The 16,067-nt window shown below is 70.9% G+C and carries 14 protein-coding genes; 8 read left to right on the top strand and 6 right to left on the bottom strand.

The genetic code is table 11. The features are described 5' to 3' along the window. Positions 1 to 87 precede the first annotated feature (87 nt). Positions 88 to 684: a sigma-70 family RNA polymerase sigma factor gene (locus tag Mam01_RS06880; protein ID WP_150935231.1), complete on the top strand. Its 597-nt coding sequence runs from the start codon at positions 88 to 90 to the stop codon at positions 682 to 684. On the opposite strand, the gene Mam01_RS06875 is transcribed toward Mam01_RS06880, so the two are convergent. Both Mam01_RS06875 and Mam01_RS06870 read right to left on the bottom strand, forming a co-directional pair. After that, complete coding sequence (locus Mam01_RS06875) at positions 681 to 1,076, bottom strand: hypothetical protein (protein ID WP_204284553.1); 396 nt, start codon at positions 1,074 to 1,076, stop codon at positions 681 to 683. The two genes, Mam01_RS06880 and Mam01_RS06875, sit on opposite strands and share 4 nt — an antisense overlap. Positions 1,077 to 1,111: 35 nt before the next feature. Then, positions 1,112 to 2,116, bottom strand: coding sequence for a DNA polymerase ligase N-terminal domain-containing protein (locus Mam01_RS06870; RefSeq protein WP_239101098.1), 1,005 nt, complete (start codon positions 2,114 to 2,116; stop codon positions 1,112 to 1,114). Between the two features lie 121 nt (positions 2,117 to 2,237). Here Mam01_RS06870 and Mam01_RS06865 point away from each other — a divergent pair, with 121 nt between their 5' ends. From Mam01_RS06865 to Mam01_RS06845, 5 genes are all read left to right on the top strand, one after another. Then, positions 2,238 to 4,001, top strand: a complete 1,764-nt coding sequence (locus Mam01_RS06865) for a bifunctional metallophosphatase/5'-nucleotidase (protein ID WP_204284551.1) — start codon at positions 2,238 to 2,240, stop codon at positions 3,999 to 4,001. A gap of 176 nt (positions 4,002 to 4,177) precedes the next feature. Next, the gene (locus Mam01_RS06860) at positions 4,178 to 4,876 is read left to right on the top strand and encodes a hypothetical protein (RefSeq protein WP_204284550.1); all 699 of its coding nucleotides are present in this window, start codon (positions 4,178 to 4,180) and stop codon (positions 4,874 to 4,876) included. 120 nt (positions 4,877 to 4,996) lie between these two features. Next, positions 4,997 to 6,130 (top strand): DUF559 domain-containing protein, encoded by a 1,134-nt coding sequence (locus Mam01_RS06855; RefSeq protein ID WP_204284549.1) that lies wholly within the window; start codon positions 4,997 to 4,999, stop codon positions 6,128 to 6,130. Then, positions 6,123 to 6,863 (top strand): hypothetical protein, encoded by a 741-nt coding sequence (locus tag Mam01_RS06850; RefSeq protein ID WP_204284548.1) that lies wholly within the window; start codon positions 6,123 to 6,125, stop codon positions 6,861 to 6,863. Before Mam01_RS06855 ends, Mam01_RS06850 begins: the two co-directional genes overlap by 8 nt. Before the next feature lie 1,163 nt (positions 6,864 to 8,026). Continuing rightward, the gene (locus Mam01_RS06845) at positions 8,027 to 10,324 is read left to right on the top strand and encodes an ATP-binding protein (RefSeq protein ID WP_239101097.1); all 2,298 of its coding nucleotides are present in this window, start codon (positions 8,027 to 8,029) and stop codon (positions 10,322 to 10,324) included. Between the two features lie 69 nt (positions 10,325 to 10,393). Here Mam01_RS06845 and Mam01_RS06840 read toward each other — a convergent pair whose 3' ends face one another. Both Mam01_RS06840 and Mam01_RS06835 read right to left on the bottom strand, forming a co-directional pair. Beyond that, entirely contained in the window at positions 10,394 to 11,065 is a 672-nt protein-coding gene (locus Mam01_RS06840) for a TetR/AcrR family transcriptional regulator (protein WP_204284546.1), read from the bottom strand. Between the two features lie 74 nt (positions 11,066 to 11,139). Next, the gene (locus Mam01_RS06835) at positions 11,140 to 11,787 is read right to left on the bottom strand and encodes a TetR/AcrR family transcriptional regulator (RefSeq protein WP_204284545.1); all 648 of its coding nucleotides are present in this window, start codon (positions 11,785 to 11,787) and stop codon (positions 11,140 to 11,142) included. 89 nt (positions 11,788 to 11,876) lie between these two features. On the opposite strand from Mam01_RS06835, the gene Mam01_RS06830 reads away from it, so the two are divergent. Both Mam01_RS06830 and Mam01_RS06825 read left to right on the top strand, forming a co-directional pair. Beyond that, positions 11,877 to 13,352: an MDR family MFS transporter gene (locus Mam01_RS06830; RefSeq protein WP_204284544.1), complete on the top strand. Its 1,476-nt coding sequence runs from the start codon at positions 11,877 to 11,879 to the stop codon at positions 13,350 to 13,352. A gap of 172 nt (positions 13,353 to 13,524) precedes the next feature. Further along, positions 13,525 to 14,556, top strand: coding sequence for an aldo/keto reductase (locus Mam01_RS06825; RefSeq protein WP_204284543.1), 1,032 nt, complete (start codon positions 13,525 to 13,527; stop codon positions 14,554 to 14,556). Positions 14,557 to 14,566: 10 nt separating this feature from the next. Here the strand turns inward: Mam01_RS06825 and Mam01_RS06820 are convergent, their stop codons facing one another. Next, entirely contained in the window at positions 14,567 to 15,163 is a 597-nt protein-coding gene (locus tag Mam01_RS06820; RefSeq protein ID WP_204284542.1) for a hypothetical protein, read from the bottom strand. A gap of 1 nt (position 15,164) precedes the next feature. Then, on the bottom strand, positions 15,165 to 15,932 hold the full coding sequence (locus tag Mam01_RS06815) for a bestrophin-like domain (RefSeq protein ID WP_204284541.1): 768 nt from the start codon (positions 15,930 to 15,932) through the stop codon (positions 15,165 to 15,167). Positions 15,933 to 16,067 lie beyond the last annotated feature (135 nt).

Here is a 16,067-nt window from a genome sequence, read left to right as displayed (position 1 = left end):
AACGGAGACCATGGGTAGGCGAACCGTGCGACCGGATCGGACAAAGCGGTCGTAACTATAAAGCAGGCCCTCAAGGAGGTGGGGAAAATGACGATCGTCGACGATACGGCGGTCGAACGGCGGCGGCTGCGGTTCGAGCGGGACGCGCTGCCGTACATCGGCCAGATCTACGCCGGGGCCCTACGGCTCGCCCGCAACCCCACCGACGCCGAGGACCTCGTGCAGGACGTCTACATGCGGGCGTTCAGCAACTTCCACCAGTTCCGCGAGGGCACGAACCTCCGGGCCTGGCTGTACCGCATCCTGACGAACACCTACATCAACACCTACCGGCGCCAGCAGCGCCAGCCGCAGCGGGCCGCGACGGAGGACGTGGAGGACTGGCAGCTCGCCGAGGCGGCCTCGCACACCTCGACGGGGCTGAAGTCCGCCGAGGTGGAGGCGCTGGAGAGCCTGCCGGACTCCCGGGTGAAGCAGGCGCTCCAGGAACTGCAGGAGGACTTCCGGATGGCCGTCTACCTCGCCGATGTGGAGGGCTTCGCCTACAAGGAGATCGCGGAGATCATGGGAGTGCCCATCGGCACGGTGATGTCGCGCCTCCACCGGGGACGCCGCCAGTTGCGGGCGAAGCTCGAGGACTACGCCGCCGAGCTCGGGTTCGTCCGCTCCGCGAGAAGCAACTAGGCGTCCTCCCTGCCGGGGTTCTCCAGGCGGAAGAAGTTGCTCGGACTGCCGTCCTTGCGGTGTTCCTGGTAGACGAAGTCGAGCCCGCGCTCCTCGAACGTCCCGAACCACTCGTCCCACGAGACGCGCTTCAGGTCCTCGCCGCCGTGGCCCGGGAAGTCGAAGCGGAGAACCCCCGGACGGCCCTCACGCTCGGTGCCGGGAACGGTGGCGGGCGTGGCGTCCCGGTCCTCGGCCCATCGCCGGATCACCTCGTGGTCGGTCGTCACCAGGCTGCGGCCCGGCCGCTCCTCGTGCTCGTCCGCCGAGGTGATCTCCTGCTCGTACTTGTGCTCGCCGGTGACCGGGTGCCGCCGCCCGGCCGCTCCCCCGCTCCCACTGGCACCGCCCATGACCGCACCTCCCCCTGCCGGCGCCTACCCCGCACCTACCCGGCGCCGTCCCCCTTACCCGGCAGGCGCACCCAGGCCGCGGACTCCTCGCCCGGCGCGTACGCCGAGTCGAGCCGTTTGCCCACCACACCCGGCAGGCCCTGCTCGGCCGCCGCGCGCCGTACCGCGTGCACCTCCCCGGGCCAGGACGGCGCGGTCTGCCAGCGCGGCCCGTTCAGCGCGAGCGCCTCCAGGCGCGTACGGCGGCGCTCGAACGGCTCGTCCAGCAACGACCGCCCGTCGTCGTGGAGGAGGTCGTAGCAGACGTAGACGAGGGTCGCCCCCAGGGCGGCCACCTCACCGTCCAGGACCACGGCCCGGCTGCCGAGCGACTCGGCCATCGGGCGCAGCCAGCGGTGCCCGGCGGTGACGTCGGCGCCGTCCGCGTCGCGCAGGGTGAGCCTGCCGCCCTCCACGTACGCGAGCCCCCGCCGCCCGCCCCACCAGAACTCCCAGGCGTACCGCCCGGGGTCGCGGGGGACGCGGGCCCGGCTCACCGGGGTCATGGGCGCCAGCGACGCCGGCGGGGGCTCCCACCCGTCGCCGGGCGGGTCCATCCGGTGGATCATCCAGTCGCGGCCGCGGGTCCGGAAGAGCACGTAGCGTCCGGCCACCCGGGAGCCGCTCAGCACGATCTTCACCTCGCGGTCGCTCCACTTCTCGGTCGCGTAGTGGCCGCGGTCCCAGATCGTCATCGTCCCGCCGCCGTACTCGCCCTTGGGGATCTCGCCCTCGAATCGGGCGTACTCCATGGGGTGGTCCTCGGTGTGGACGGCGAGGTGGTTGGTCTCGGGGTTGGGCGGCAGGCCCTTGGGGATCGCCCACGAGACCAAAACGCCGCCGCGCTCCAGGCGCAGGTCCCAGTGCAGGGACCGGGCGTGGTGCTCCTGGATCACGAACGTGTCGTCCTCACCCCGCGGCAGCGGGCCGTCGGCGGGGATGGGCTCGGCGGTGCGCGCGGGGTCGCGCTTCGCCCGGTACGTCTCGAGTTTGTCGGCCACCTCATCGGTCCTACCCCGGCCACGGCACGGCCTGAGTGACAAGCGTGCCACCTTGTAGCGACATGTCCGGTTAAGAACTTCGTGACCAGCTGGTAATTGCGCGGCGTTATCGTCACGCGTCATGAGTTCAGCGATCAGGCTGACCGCGGGCGCCACCACCGTGGCCCTCGGTCTCCTCCTGCCCGGCGCCGCCGCCTCGGCGGCACCCGCCAAGACGGTGAAAATCACGGTCATGGCCAGTTCCGACATCCACGGAAACGCGGTCAACTGGGACTACTACAAGAACGCGGAGTACGACGACAGCGCGCACAACGACGTGGGCCTGGCCAAGATCTCGACGATGGTCTCGCAGATCAGGGCCGACCGCGGCGCCGGCCACACCCTGCTCTTCGACTCCGGCGACACCCTCCAGGGCACCCCGCTGGACTACTACTACGCCAAGGTCGAGCCGATCACCTCGACCGGCGAGACCCACCCCATGGCCAAGGCCATGAACGCCATCGGGTACGACGCCGTGACGCTCGGCAACCACGAGTTCAACTACGGCCTGCCGCTGCTCGGCGCGTGGGTGAAGCAGATGAAGGCGCCGGTGCTCGGCGCGAACGCCGTCTCCGCCAGGACCGGTCTCCCGGCCTACCAGCCGTTCGTCATCAAGACGATGAACGTCAAGGGCGACAAGCCCATCAGGGTCGGGGTGCTCGGCCTCACCAACCCCGGTGTCGCGATCTGGGACAAGGCGAACGTCGAGGGCAAGCTGAAGTTCCTCGACCTCGTCGCGACCGCCAAGAAGTGGGTGCCGGTCATCCGCGGCCTCGGCGCCGACGTCGTCCTGGTCACCGCGCACGCGGGCGACAACGGCCTGTCGTCGTACGGCTCCGACCTGCCGGTCGAGAACGCCGCCGCCATGGTCGCCGAGGAGGTGCCCGGCGTCGACGCCGTGCTGTTCGGGCACGCTCACAACGACGTGCCGCAGCGGTTCGTCACCAACAAGGCCACCGGGCGGCAGGTGCTGCTCACCGAGCCGAGCAAGTGGGGCCAGCGCCTCAGCGTCGTCGACTTCACCCTCGCCAAGGAGCGCGGGAAGTGGACGGTCACCGGCAAGTCGTCCACCACGCTCAACACCAACAGCGTGGCCGAGGACCCGAAGATCGTCGCGCTGATGAAGAAGCAGCACGACAAGACCGTCGGCTACGTCAACCAGGTGATCGCGCAGTCGAAGGAGCAGCTGTCCGCGGCCGAGTCGCCGTACAAGGACACGCCGATCCTCGACTACATCCAGAAGGTGCAGACCGACCTGGTCGGCGAGGGCATCGCGGGCACCGCCGACGCCTCGCTGCCCGTGCTGTCCATCGCGGCGCCGTTCAGCCGCACCGCCGTCTTCCCGGCCGGCCCGGTCAGCGTCCGCGACATGGCCGGGCTCTACGTCTACGACAACACGCTGCTCGGCGTCAGGATGACGGGCGCCCAGATCAAGGACTTCCTGGAGTATTCGGCGAAGTACTTCGCCCAGATCGCCCCCGGCGCGCCGATCGACCTCGCCACGCTCACCAACGCCGGCGGCACGCCCGACTACAACTACGACCAGCTCTCCGGCGTCTCGTACGACATCGACATCGCCAAGCCGGTCGGCCAGCGCATCGTCGGCCTGTCGTACCAGGGCAAGCCGGTCACCGCCGACCAGCAGTTCGTCGTGGCGATCAACAACTACCGCCAGTCGGGCGGCGGCGGGTTCCCGCACGTCAGCACGGCCCCGGTGGTCTACAACGCCCAGGTGGAGATCCGCCAGGCGCTGATCGAGTACGCCGCCGCGACCGGCACCATCGACCCGGCGACCTTCGCCGAGGCGAACTGGAAGCTCGTCCGCGACGGAGTCCCGGTCTTCTGATCCCTCCTTCCCGTCAGGGGGTGGCCCGAGGTATTCCGGGCCACCCCCTCCTCATTGAGCCGTCCTACTCAGACGATCCGAGTGATCATGCTCATGCCCGTGCCGCGGTCCGGGTGCGACACTGGCGCCCGAACACCGAAGGAAGGGCAATTGTGAGCAGAAGCGGAATCGTCTTTTTGACGATCATTTCGACTATCGCCGGGATCGTCCTGGTCTACGTGGTGGACGTCCCGTTGCCGGTGGTCGTCTCCCTCGGATTCGGGGCGCTGTGCCTGATCTGGCTGATCGTGCTCCTGACGCTTCCGTGGAACGTCTACTTCCAGGCCCACGCGCTGATCCACGAGATCCGGGTCAGCCGCGAGCGCGGGATGACGATCTCACCGGAACGGGAGGCCGAGGCCCGCCGCATCGCGGTCCGCATGCGCCGGGCCGCCATCGCGGCCCATCTGGTGTCGGCCGCCCTCCTCGCGTTGATCACGTACTTCTCCGGTGAGACGGTCGGCTACTACTTCGCGGTCTTCTACCTGCTCGCCACGTTCCTCAGGCCCGCCGGCGCGTGGTTCGCCCACCTGCGCGGCCGGATGACCACGATGCTGGAGGAGGTCCGCTATCCCCGCGAGGACGCCGTCGCGCTGGCCGAGCGCGTCGCGGCGCTGGAGGCCCGGACCACCGAACTGGCCGAACGCCTCGACGTCCTCGTCCCCGAGACACGCGCCGGGTTGGACGCGGCCACGGCGCGCGCCGACGAACTCGACCGCCGCCTCGACGCGGTGGGCAGGAAGTTCGAGGACTCTCTCAGCCGTCTCACCGACAACCAGGAAGTCCTGTCGGGCATCAAGGCGTTCCTCCGCCTGATCAGATCCGAGACCGCCTGATCCGCCGTACCGGCCTCGCCCTTTATCGGGAAATTCCGGATTGCATGCACGAGCCTGCCGCCGCCGGATAACCTCTGCCGGGTCGAGATTGCTGGATCTTCAACGACAGGCGGGAACGGCGTGGCGCGGTCCTGGAAGGAGCTTCCCACCGGCCGGGTCGTGCGGCTGCACGACGACGCCGAGGCGGTGGCCCTCGCGCTCGAACCTCTCCCCGAGGACGCGCCCGCGCTGATCGCGTACAGGCCCCGCCCGGCGCGGACCCCCGCGGACCTCGTGGCCGACGTGCTGGGCGAGCTGGAGACCGCGGCGCTGGCGATGTTCCCCGCCTGGCTGCCGGAGGCCGGCGGCATCACCGGGCCCGGCGGCGCGGCCGTCCCCGCCGTCCGGGCGCTCGCCCTGCGTACGGCCTCGGCCACCCGGCACTTCGCGCCGTACCTCGCCCACCTCGCCGAACGGGCCCTGTGTGAGCGGGCCGGCGCGAGTGGGGTCACGGCCGGTGACCGTACGGCGGGCCGGACCAGGGCTTTCCCGCCCGAGGTCCGCGCCGCCGGGCTGGCCCGGGTGCTCCGCGACGGCTACCGGCGTCCGGAGGCGGCGATCCTCGTCCAGGTGCGCGGCAATCTCTCCCCGGACGGGGAGGAGGTGCTGGTCGCCGCGCTCGAATGGCTCGCCCACCACGGCGGGTTCGGCGTCTGGCTCACCGGGCCGCCCCTGCGGACGGTCGATCGCGTCGAGAGCATGACCGCCCCGATCCCGGACGAGGTGGCGGCCCTCGCCCGGGAACTGGCCGGCTCCGGTTTTTCCGACGGTCCTGGAGACCACCGGGACGGCTCCCGCAGTCCCGCGGACGACCAACCGCGGCCGGTGCTCGCCTATCCGCCCATCGCCGGGTTGCCGCACCCCGGCAGCGCCGCCGAGAAACGTCTGGAGACCGCTCTGACGTCCTGCGCATGGGCGGCGGGACGAGCCTGGAACCAGACGTACCAGTCGGGCCCGCTCAGCACCCCCATCCGGGTGGACCTGCTCTGGCGGGCCGAACGGTGCGTCGTCGAGATCGACGGGCCCGAACACCTCCGCCCGATCCGCCGCGCCACCGACCTGCGCCGCGATCAGCGCCTCCAGCGGGAGGGCTACGCCGTACGCCGCTTCACCAACGACCAGGTCCTCGGCCACATCGGCACCGTCCTGGCCGAGATCGAGCACTTCCTCCACACCCGCCGCAATGGAACGTTCGAAGGGTCCCCCCATGCCTGACAAACCCCTCTCCCAGCGCGAGACGGCCATCCTCCTGCTGCTCATGGCCGAGGCCCGCGAGTTCACCAACCCGGAACTGGAAGACCAGTACGGTTTCGAGATCAAAAAGCCGGAGCGAGAGCGCCTGCAGCAGCTCGGATTCATCGCCGTCGGAAAGCGGGGGCGGTCGTTCACCCACACGCTGACCGAAGACGGTTGGAAGAGGGCAAACACGCTTTTCTCGGAGGGCATCCCCATGTCCATCGTTCTCGCGCCACGAGTGCTCGAGGCGGTCGTAAGAGCGATGGTTTCCGGCCTCAACCGGCACATGCAGCGGAACGGCAGTCGTGCCACCGACATCTTCGGCCGGGAACCGGCCGGTGCGGCCCCCACCGAGCAGACGCCATCCACCCCAGTAGGACGTACGGACGCCGCACCGGCGGCCCCGGTCACGCCCGCACCGGCTGTGAACGCCTCCGCCTATTCCCTCGACGACATCGAGACGATGATCAGGAAGGAGTACGCGCAGCTCGCCGACAAGCCGAACGTCTGGGTCAGTCTGACCCGGCTGCGCCCGCTCCTCGGCGACGCCCCCAGAGACAAGGTCGACGCCACGCTCCGCCAGATGATCGCCCAGCCCGACGTGCACATCGTCCCCGAATCGAACCAGAAGTCGCTCACGGACGATGACAGGAATGCCTCTGTCGTCATCGGTGACCAGTCCAAGCACCTGATCATGATTGGTGCACGATGACGGACCAGCAGCTCAAGGCCCTCACCGCGCTGAGATTCGACTATGTCCGCGCAGCGGAGGACGTGTGGCGCGTATCGCCGTTCCATGTCGAAGCGCTGCACCGACACACCCTGCAGACGATTCTCGACGGTTTCATCGAGGCGGAGGAGAGCGCGGGAGCGAGCCCGATCGGCGTAGTGGTCCAGGGCCAGCGGGGCGCGGGCAAAACGCACCTTCTCGGCTGGGTCCGCCAGAAGGTGCAGGAAGAGGATGGTTACTTCTTCCTGGTGAACCTGCTCGACGCGAGGACCTTCTGGGAAAGCACGTTGCTCTCGATGCTCGACAGTCTCTCCCGGCCTCTGCCGGACGCGTGGAGCCAATCCAAGGAACTGTTGTGGCGCCTGTGCGTGCTGGCCGAAGTGCCGGAAGCGACACGGCGATCTGTAATCGGCGAGACCCCCGTGACCAGAAGCGATCTGGACTTCTTCATCGCCGCCCTTCGGCGCTACGACCCCGACACCGGACGCAGTGTTCAGGACGTCGCACGGGCACTCGTGTTGCGGACATCCTGCGACTTGGCGGCGCAGGATGTCGGTGACGCCTATCTCGCTACCACGCGCGAAGGCAATATCGGTGAGCGGGCGAGCTGGGGTTTTCACCGCTCGGACAAGTCACCGCAAGAGATCGTCAGGGACCTCTCCCGGTTGCTCGCCCTGACCGGACCCTCCCTTATCGCTGTGGACCAGATCGACACCCTCATCGCGCAGTCCATGGCAAGGACGGGGAGCAGCGCCGCTGAGGATCCGGAACATAAAAAAGCTTTGGAGCAGGTGGCCGGCGGCCTTATGACTCTGCGCGAAGTCACTCGGCGCACGGTCACTGTTCTCTGCTGCATTCCCATCACGTGGACGGCTATCGAAACGCACGCCACCGATACGGTGCAGGACCGGTTCCGAAGTACCACTCCGCTCAAGACCATCCCGGACGCACGGACGGGACGAGAGCTCATCGAGAAGCGATTCACCGCGCAGTACGGTGCCGTGGGATTCACACCGCCGTATCCGACGTGGCCGGTGAAGCCGGAGGCGTTCGAAGAAGCGCATCAATACACGCCTCGCCAGTTACTGCGCCGCATCGACACGCACGTCCGATCCTGTCTGGCCATTGGGCAGGTCACGGAACTCATGCGCCTCAGCGAGCAGTCCCGGGAGATCATCAAGCGGGTCATCGACCCGCCGGACGACCTCACGGGGCTCGACAGGCGGTTCGCGGAGTTGCGGGAGCGGGCGGACGTGGCGGGGGCGCTGGACCCGGTCACGGAGGACGCCGTGATGCCCTGGCTGCTGTCGGCCGGGCTGCAGGCGTGGATCGCCGAGCAGGGTGAGACGGGACGGGTGTTCAGCCAGGACCCGCCGCCGAGTTCCAAGCCGCCCCTGCACGCCCGCCTGCGGCGCACGCTCGACGAGGCGACGGAAAACGAGGCGCACTGGTGCTTCCGGGCCATCTCGGCGACCCATCATTCCGCCGCGCTCACGCGTCTGAAGAACGCGTCGATGGCGGCCGGGCTCAACGACCAGATTCCCAAGCGGAAGCTGTTCGTGCTCAGGAACCAGAGCTGGGCGAAGGGACCGGCCACCCAGGAGGCGCTGGCCGCGTTCGAGCAGGCGGGCGGCCGGGTGCTCCAGATCGAGGAGCACGACCTCAGGATCTTCGCCGCTCTCCGGAACCTTCTCGCCGACAACCCGCCCGATCTCCAGGCCTGGCTCGTCTCCCGGAGACCGACGAGCGAGGTCAAGCTGTTCGCCGAGGCGTTGAGCGACGCCGCCGTTCCCAGGGTGTCCGATCCGGGAGTCAGGGCGTCCTCACGGGCGACCCGGTCGCCGGACCAGCCCCGGCGCACCGCCAATCCCGTCCGGCGCGTGCTGCAGCCGGAGCCCGTGCCGCACCTCAAGCCACCGACGGCCGCGACTCCGCCCCCCGCCTTCGGCGATGCGCCTGACCCGACCGGTGTGAGCGTGGCGCGTGCCGAGGGCACGCGCCTTCATGCGGCCGGCCCCGATCCCCAGGTCTGGCCGCTGCAGCCTTTGCCCGGGGTGGTGCCGATCGAGACGCCGGCCGTCAACGCGCCGTCAGCGGAGACCGCGGCCAGGGTGGTTGCGCCGGTCCCTGAAGCGTCTCCGACGGCAACAGTCGCGGAGGCGCAGGCCGTTCCTCGCCCGCGCAGGCCGCTGTCGTCAGACGAGGCCCAGACGGCTCCGCACCTGACGATCGGGGCGGCGAGCTCGGACGACCGGCCGGTACGGATCGCGCTGGACGCCCTGCGCAAGCATGTGGCGGTCTTCGCCGGTTCGGGGTCGGGGAAGACCGTCCTGATCCGGCGGCTGGTGGAGGAGTGCGCCCTGCGGGGGGTCTCGTCGGTCGTCCTCGATCCGAACAACGACCTGGCGCGGCTCGGCGACGCGTGGCCCGAGCCGCCCGGCGAGTGGGGCGAGGGCGACGCGGACAGGGCGGCCGAATACCTGGCCTGCACCGACGTGGTCGTCTGGACGCCCCGCAAGGAGCAGGGACGCCCGCTGAGCTTCCAGCCACTGCCGGACTTCGCGAGCGTGCTCGACGACCCCGACGAGTTCGGCGAGGCGGTGGACGCCGCCCTCGCCGCGCTCGTGCCGCGGGCCAAGGTCGACGGGAGGACGGCCAGGGCACACCTGGGCCGGGCGGTGCTGCGCGAGGCCGTCGTCCACTACGGACGGCAGGGCGGCACGGCGCTCAACGGGCTGGTCGCCCTGCTCGACGACCTGCCGGACGGCGTGAGCCGCCTGGAGGGCGCGGCCAGGCTCGCGACCGAGATGGCCCAGCACCTGCGGGCCGAGATGATCAGCGATCCGCTGTTCGCGGGGAAGGGCGTGCCGGTCGATCCCGAGGTCCTGCTGACGCCGGCGGCGGGGAAGCGGGCCCGCGTGTCGGTCATCAGCCTCACCGGTCTCACCTCCGACGCGCAGCGGCAGAGCTTCGTCAACCAGTTGCAGATGGCGCTGTTCTCCTGGATCAAGCGGCACCCCGCCGGAGACCGGCCGCTCGGCGGGCTGTTCGTGATGGACGAGGCGCAGACCTTCGCGCCGTCCGGGACGACGACCGCCTGCACCCAGAGCACGCTCGCGCTCGCCGCCCAGGCGCGCAAGTACGGCCTCGGGCTGGTGTTCGCCACCCAGGCGCCGAAGGGCCTGCACAACCAGATCACGGGCAACGCGGCCACGCAGTTCTTCGGCCTGCTCAACGCGCCCGCGCAGATCACGGCGGCGCGTGAGCTGGCCCGGGCCAAGGGCGGCGACGTCCCCGACGTGTCGCGGCTGCGGTCCGGTCAGTTCTACGCGGCGGTCGAGGGCGGGTCCTTCACGAAGGTCCGTACGCCCCTGTGCCTGAGCCACCACCCGAGCGGCCCCCTGACCAGCGAGGAGGTCGTGGCCCGGGCCAACCGGTCCTGATCGGAAGCCCGCGGAGCCGGTGCCGCCGCTCGGGCGCGGCACCGGCTCCCGCGTGTCCCGGGGAGGCGGTCAGTCCGCGGGGCCGTGGCGGACCGCCGGCGGCGGGGCGTCCGGCGGCCCGTAGAGCATCGACGTCCAGGCGTGGGTGAGAACGTCGACGAGGACCTCCTCGTCGTCGAACGGGGGGACGCCGGCCGCGGCCAGGTAGTAGAGCCGTTCGCCCATCCAGGTCAGCGACGCGGCGACGGCGCGCACGTCCAGGTCCCCGAGCCGTGCGCGGGCCTGCGGGTCGGCCTCGATACGGGCCGCGGCCGCGTCCGTGAACAGGCCCATCTGCTCGTGCCAGAGGGCACGCAGCCCCTCGTCGGAGCCCTGGCTCTCCACGATCGCCGTGAGGACCCCGGCGTTGTCGCGCCACAGCCGGGCGCCGTCCCGCACCCCCGCGCGCAGCGCGGCGACGGGATCCTCCGTCCCGCCGGTCCAGGGCCGCGCGGCCCGCCGCCCGCCGGTGACGGCCTCGCGCACCAGCTCGCCCAGCACGGCCTGTCTGCTCGGGAAGTAGAAGTAGAAGCTCGCCCTGGAGACCCCGGCGGCGGTCAGGATGTCGGCGACGCTGAGGGTCTCGAAGCGGCGCTCCCGGAGCAGGTCGCGCGTCGCGGACAGGATGCGCTCACGCAACCCGGTGGACGCCGGCTCCGCGACCGATCTGCGGGCCGGCTGCGCGCCGCGCTTCGAAGGCATGCCCCTCAGAATACGACGAGCTGTGAGGACGCCACGGGCGGCGACAGGAGCGCGCCGGATCGGCTCCACGGCGCTCAGGCCGGTGCGGGTGGGACGGTTCCCGCCGGCCCCGGCCCGTCGTGATAGCTGTGGACGAGGGGGAGGAAGATCTCGTCGACGATCGACGTCACGCGTGCGGGCTTCAGGGGCTTGAGGTCCATGAGCAGGTCGTGGCGCACCAGGTCGAACGGCATGGCGAGCACCGCGGGAGGGATCCGTCTCAGGTCGATCTCGCCGCGGTCGTGGGCGCGCTGGTAGATGACCCGGACGCGCGAGAGCGGCTGGTCCCCCAGGATCCGCTCGCGTACCTGGGCGGGGGTGAGCCCGGTATCGGCCAGCAGCCCCGAGAAGGCCGTGGCCGCGGCGATGGCGGAGAAGGCGGCGCGGGCCTCGCCCATGCCGGTGAGCGCGGCGAGGAGGTCGCCGCGCAGGGTGCCGGTGTCGGGGAGATCGACCGGGTGGGTGTTCCGGTAGTGCTCGAGCGCGGCGAGCACGAGCTGGTTCTTGTTGGCCCAGCGGCGGTACAGCACGGCGATGCCGGTGCCGGCGCGGGAGGCCACGGACTCCATGGTCAGCTTCGCGAAGCCGGCCTCGAGCAGTTCGTCCCAGGCCGCGTCCAGCAGCGCGGCCTCGAGCTCGGGCCCGCGTCGGCGTTGACGAGAGGTCGCGGCGGCAGATGTCACGATTCCAGCATAAGAGAGGTTTACATTCCTTAGCAACACGCCCTAGCCTCATAAGAGATGGATTCCACTCTTATCCCAAGGACGAGACGATGACGGAGACCACCGAGGCGAAGCTGCCGCCGCAGGTGAAGAAGGCGCTGATCGCGCTGGTCGTGGGCGGGATCGCGGCGATCCTCGACTCGACGATGGTGACGTTGGCCATCCACACGCTGGTCGTGAAGCTGCACTCGACCGCCGGCACGATCCAGTGGGTCACCACCGGCTTCCTGCTGGCGATGGCCGTCGCGATCCCGGTCACCGGGTGGGCGGAGCGCCGCTGGGGCGGCAAGCGGGTCTGGATGGCCGCGCTGGTGCTGTTCGTGCTCGCCTCGGTGCTGTGCGCGACGGCGTGGAACGACGCGAGCCTGATCGGCTTCCGGGTGCTGCAGGGCTTCGCCGCCGGGCTGATCTTCCCGCTGATGCAGACGCTCGCGGTGAGAGCCGCGGGCGGGCGGGTCAGCAGCAGGCTGATGGCGGCCGTCAGCCTGCCGATCGCGCTCGGCCCGATCCTCGGCCCGGTGATCGGCGGCGTGATCCTCAACTGGCTGAGCTGGCGCTGGCTGTTCCTCGTCAACGTGCCCGTGATCGCCGCCGGGTTGCTGCTGGCGTGGCGCTTCCTGCCCGCCGGCCGCCCCGGCTCCCCGGCGGGGCGCGGGCGCCTGGACTGGATCGGCCTGGTGCTGCTCGCGCCGGCGCTGGCGGGAATCCTGCTCGGCCTCTCGCAACTGTCCGAGAACGGCGGGATCGGCCATGCCGGAGTGCTGGTGCCGCTGGCGGCCGGCCTCGTCCTGCTGGCCGCGTTCGTCGCCTGGGCGTCGCGGCTGCCCGGCGAGCGGGAGCCGATCGTCGACGTACGACTGCTGCGCGTACGCTCGCTCGGCAGCGCCTCCGTGGCCCTGTTCACCGCAGGCGCGGCGATGTACGCCGGAATGTTCCTGCTTCCGCTCTACTACCAGCAGCTACGGGGTGACAGCGTGCTGGACGCCGGACTGCTGATGATCCCGCAGGGTGTCGGGGCGCTCGCCTCGCGCTTCGTGATCGGCGATCTGGTCGGCCGGTTCGGGGCGCGCGCCGTGACGATCGCCGCCTTCCTGCTCACCGCCGTGTCCACCGTCCCGTTCGCGCTCGCCGGGCCGGACACGAGCCTGTGGTGGCTGGGAGCCGTGCTGCTGGTCCGCGGCCTGGGGATCGGCGGGGTGCTGATCCCGCCGATGTCCATCGCCTATCGGGACATCCAACCGGCGGGCATCCCGCACGCCACCATGAACACCCGCATCGTCCAGCAGGTGGGCGCCTCGTTCGGCACCGCGATCGTGGCCGTCGCGCTGCAGTCGCTCCTCGGCCACGGTGCGACCGGCGCCTTCCAGGGCGCGTTCTGGTGGGCGATCGGCATCACCGCCGCCGCGGTCGTCCCCGCCATCGCTCTCCCGGCCGACAGGCCGGCGCGCCACGATCCGGCCGCGACGCCGGTGCCCGACCAGGAGACCTCGAACGACCGAACGGCCAGCGGCGTCAACACGGTGTGAGGGCTCGTCCGGGCCGGGATCGCGGTATGGCCTCCAGGTACAGACACGTTGTCCATACACTGTGTATAGTCTTTTCCATGACACAGTTATCCGGCCACCTGGTGGTCGCCGATCCCGGTCCGCGCGGGCACTGCTGGGCACCGGACCAGGGCGTCCGGGGATCGGCCACGGCATGAGATACCGCACCCTGGGCACGAGCGGCCTGCGCGTGTCCGATCTGATCCTCGGCGCGATGACCTTCGGCGAGCAGGGTGGCGTCGGCGCGCCCCCGCAGGAGTGCCGCCGGATGCTCGACCTGTACGCCGAGGCGGGCGGCAACACGATCGACACCGCTGTCAACTACCGCGACGGAGCCAGCGAGGAGATCCTCGGCGAGCTGCTCGAAGGCCGGCGCGAGTCGTTCGTCCTCGGCACGAAGTACACCGTCTCGCGCGACCGCGCCGACCCGAACGCCGCCGGGAATCACCGCAAGAACCTGAGGGCCTCACTGGAGACCAGCCTGCGCCGGTTGCGTACGGACTACCTCGATATCTACTGGGTGCACATGTGGGACCGCGACACCCCGATCGAGGAGACGATGCGCGCCCTGGACGACGCCGTCCAGGCGGGCAAGGTGCTGTACGTGGGGATCTCCGACGCCCCCTCCTGGGTGGTGGCCCGGGCCAACACGCTCGCCGAGTGGCGCGGGTGGAGTCCCTTCATCGGCCTCCAGGTGCCGTACAGCCTGCTGCAGCGCGACATCGAGAGGGAGCTGCTGCCCATGGCCGAGTCCCTCGGGCTCGGCGTCACGGCGTGGAGCCCGCTCGGGGGCGGCGTGCTGTCCGGCAAGTACACCCGCGCGGACGGGACCGCGCCCGCCGGACGGCTGGCCGCGCAGTCCCTTTCGGACCGCGACCACGCCGTGGCCCGGGCCGTGCAGGCCGCCGCCGACGAGCTCGGGGCGACCCCGTCCCAGGTGGCGATCGCGTGGACGATGAGCCGCTCCCCCGCCGTCCATCCGATCGTCGGGGCGCGTTCCGCCGATCAGCTCCGGGACAATCTCGCCTCCGCCGGTCTCGTCCTCCCTCCCGAGATCCGCGAGCGGCTGGAAGAGGCCACCGGGTTCACCCTCGGATTCCCGGGGGACTTCATCGCCCAGACCTCGTCGTGGGTGTTCGGCGCCGCCGCGCTCGCCGATCCCTCTCCCGGCGTGGCCCGGCGCTGACGGCGTACGGCTACCGCACCCGGAACGCGGCGGCCGCGGCGGCGGCGATCGCGACGCAGAGGACCACGACGACCGTGAGCGACCCCATGGGGTTGCGGCGCCGTACGAGCGTCGCGGCATGCCTGGCCGGCACCCGGTAGACGGGGGACGCCGACGGCGTGGCGACAGGCCGCGGGGCCGGGTGAGGACGATTCACGTGCGGACGAGGTGACGGCGCCACGACGACCGGCGGCCGGGGCGCGGCCGGACGCGGGGAGGGGCGCGGCGCCGGCGGCGGGGCCGGCGCGGGCTTCGCGGGCACCGGCGACGCGGGAGGTGGGGGCGGAGGTTGGGAAGGTTGCGGGGCGGGCGGAGGCGGCGGCACGGGGGTCGGCGGCGTGCAGCGGGCCGGGCCTCCGACGCCCACCTCCGCGTGCAGGCCGACGATCACGTCCACGTCGACGCAGACGCCGATCCGCACCCCCGGCCGGTGCGGATCGGCGACCGCGCGGGACTCACCCGCCACGCCGCCGCGCGCCCCTGAGGGGAACGCGGCGGTCAGCGCGGCGCAGGCGGAGACGGCCACGGCGACCGTGACGGCCATGCGCGGGCCCGCCGTCCGGCCCATGTCAGCGGCCCTCGGGGATCCGCTGGAACTCGTGCAGGGCGCTCACGAAGGCGTCCGGCCTGACCGCCAGACCCCCGCTGAACGGATGCGCGATGTTCCAGGCCAGGTAGACGCCGACGCCGAGCAGGACCGCCATGGCCGTGACCGGGATGAGCGCGAAGCCCCGGGGCCTCGCTCCGGCCAGGAACGGGAAGACGATGACGAGGACGCCCGTGACGACCGTCAGGAGGAGGACCCCCGGCGGCGGCGCCGTCCCCGCGTCCGCGGCGCGCTGGCGCCGGGCGGCGAACAGGTCGGCCATCCGGTCCAGCACCGTGCTCTTGGCGTCGCGGGCCTCGTCCGTCGTCACCGGCAGTTCCGCCACGTAGGCGCGCAGGGACTCCAGCCGGTCCGTCCCCTCCGGGCCGAGCCGCCCGGCGGCCATCAACGGCCACTCGTCGTCGACGACGTACCGCGCGTACTCCCGCAGCCCCTCGCGTAACTGGTCGGCGTCGGGGACGGGCAGGGGCGCGGCGGCCCAGTAGGTCTCGACGAGGGCCTGCGTCTCCATGTAGGTGTTCTGCCGCGCCGCGTCGGCCGAGGTCCACGGCACGACGATCGCGATGGCGAACACGAGCAGGAACAGCGAGGAGAGCATCGACCCGGCGTGGCCGGCGGAGGCGCCGCCCGGATCGCGGTCGTCGGTGCCCCGGCCGAGCGTGCGGAAGAGGACGACGGCCAGGGCCACCAGGCCGACGGCCGCCACGACGGCGAGTACGCCAGCGAGCATGACACCTCCAATTTGACGATTACTTTAGGTCACATGACTAGCACATGAAGTAATCACAGACCAGCGGTTCCGGATAGAGTCCCGGCCATCAGGCGGGGCCGCAACAGAAGAGAGACGTGGGCCAAAACCCATAAA

Origin of the sequence: Microbispora amethystogenes (assembly GCF_016863015.1) — a bacterium.
Classification (GTDB): domain Bacteria; phylum Actinomycetota; class Actinomycetes; order Streptosporangiales; family Streptosporangiaceae; genus Microbispora; species Microbispora amethystogenes.
The sequence above is the reverse complement of the archived record's forward strand: the minus strand, read 5'-3'. Positions and strand labels throughout refer to the sequence as shown.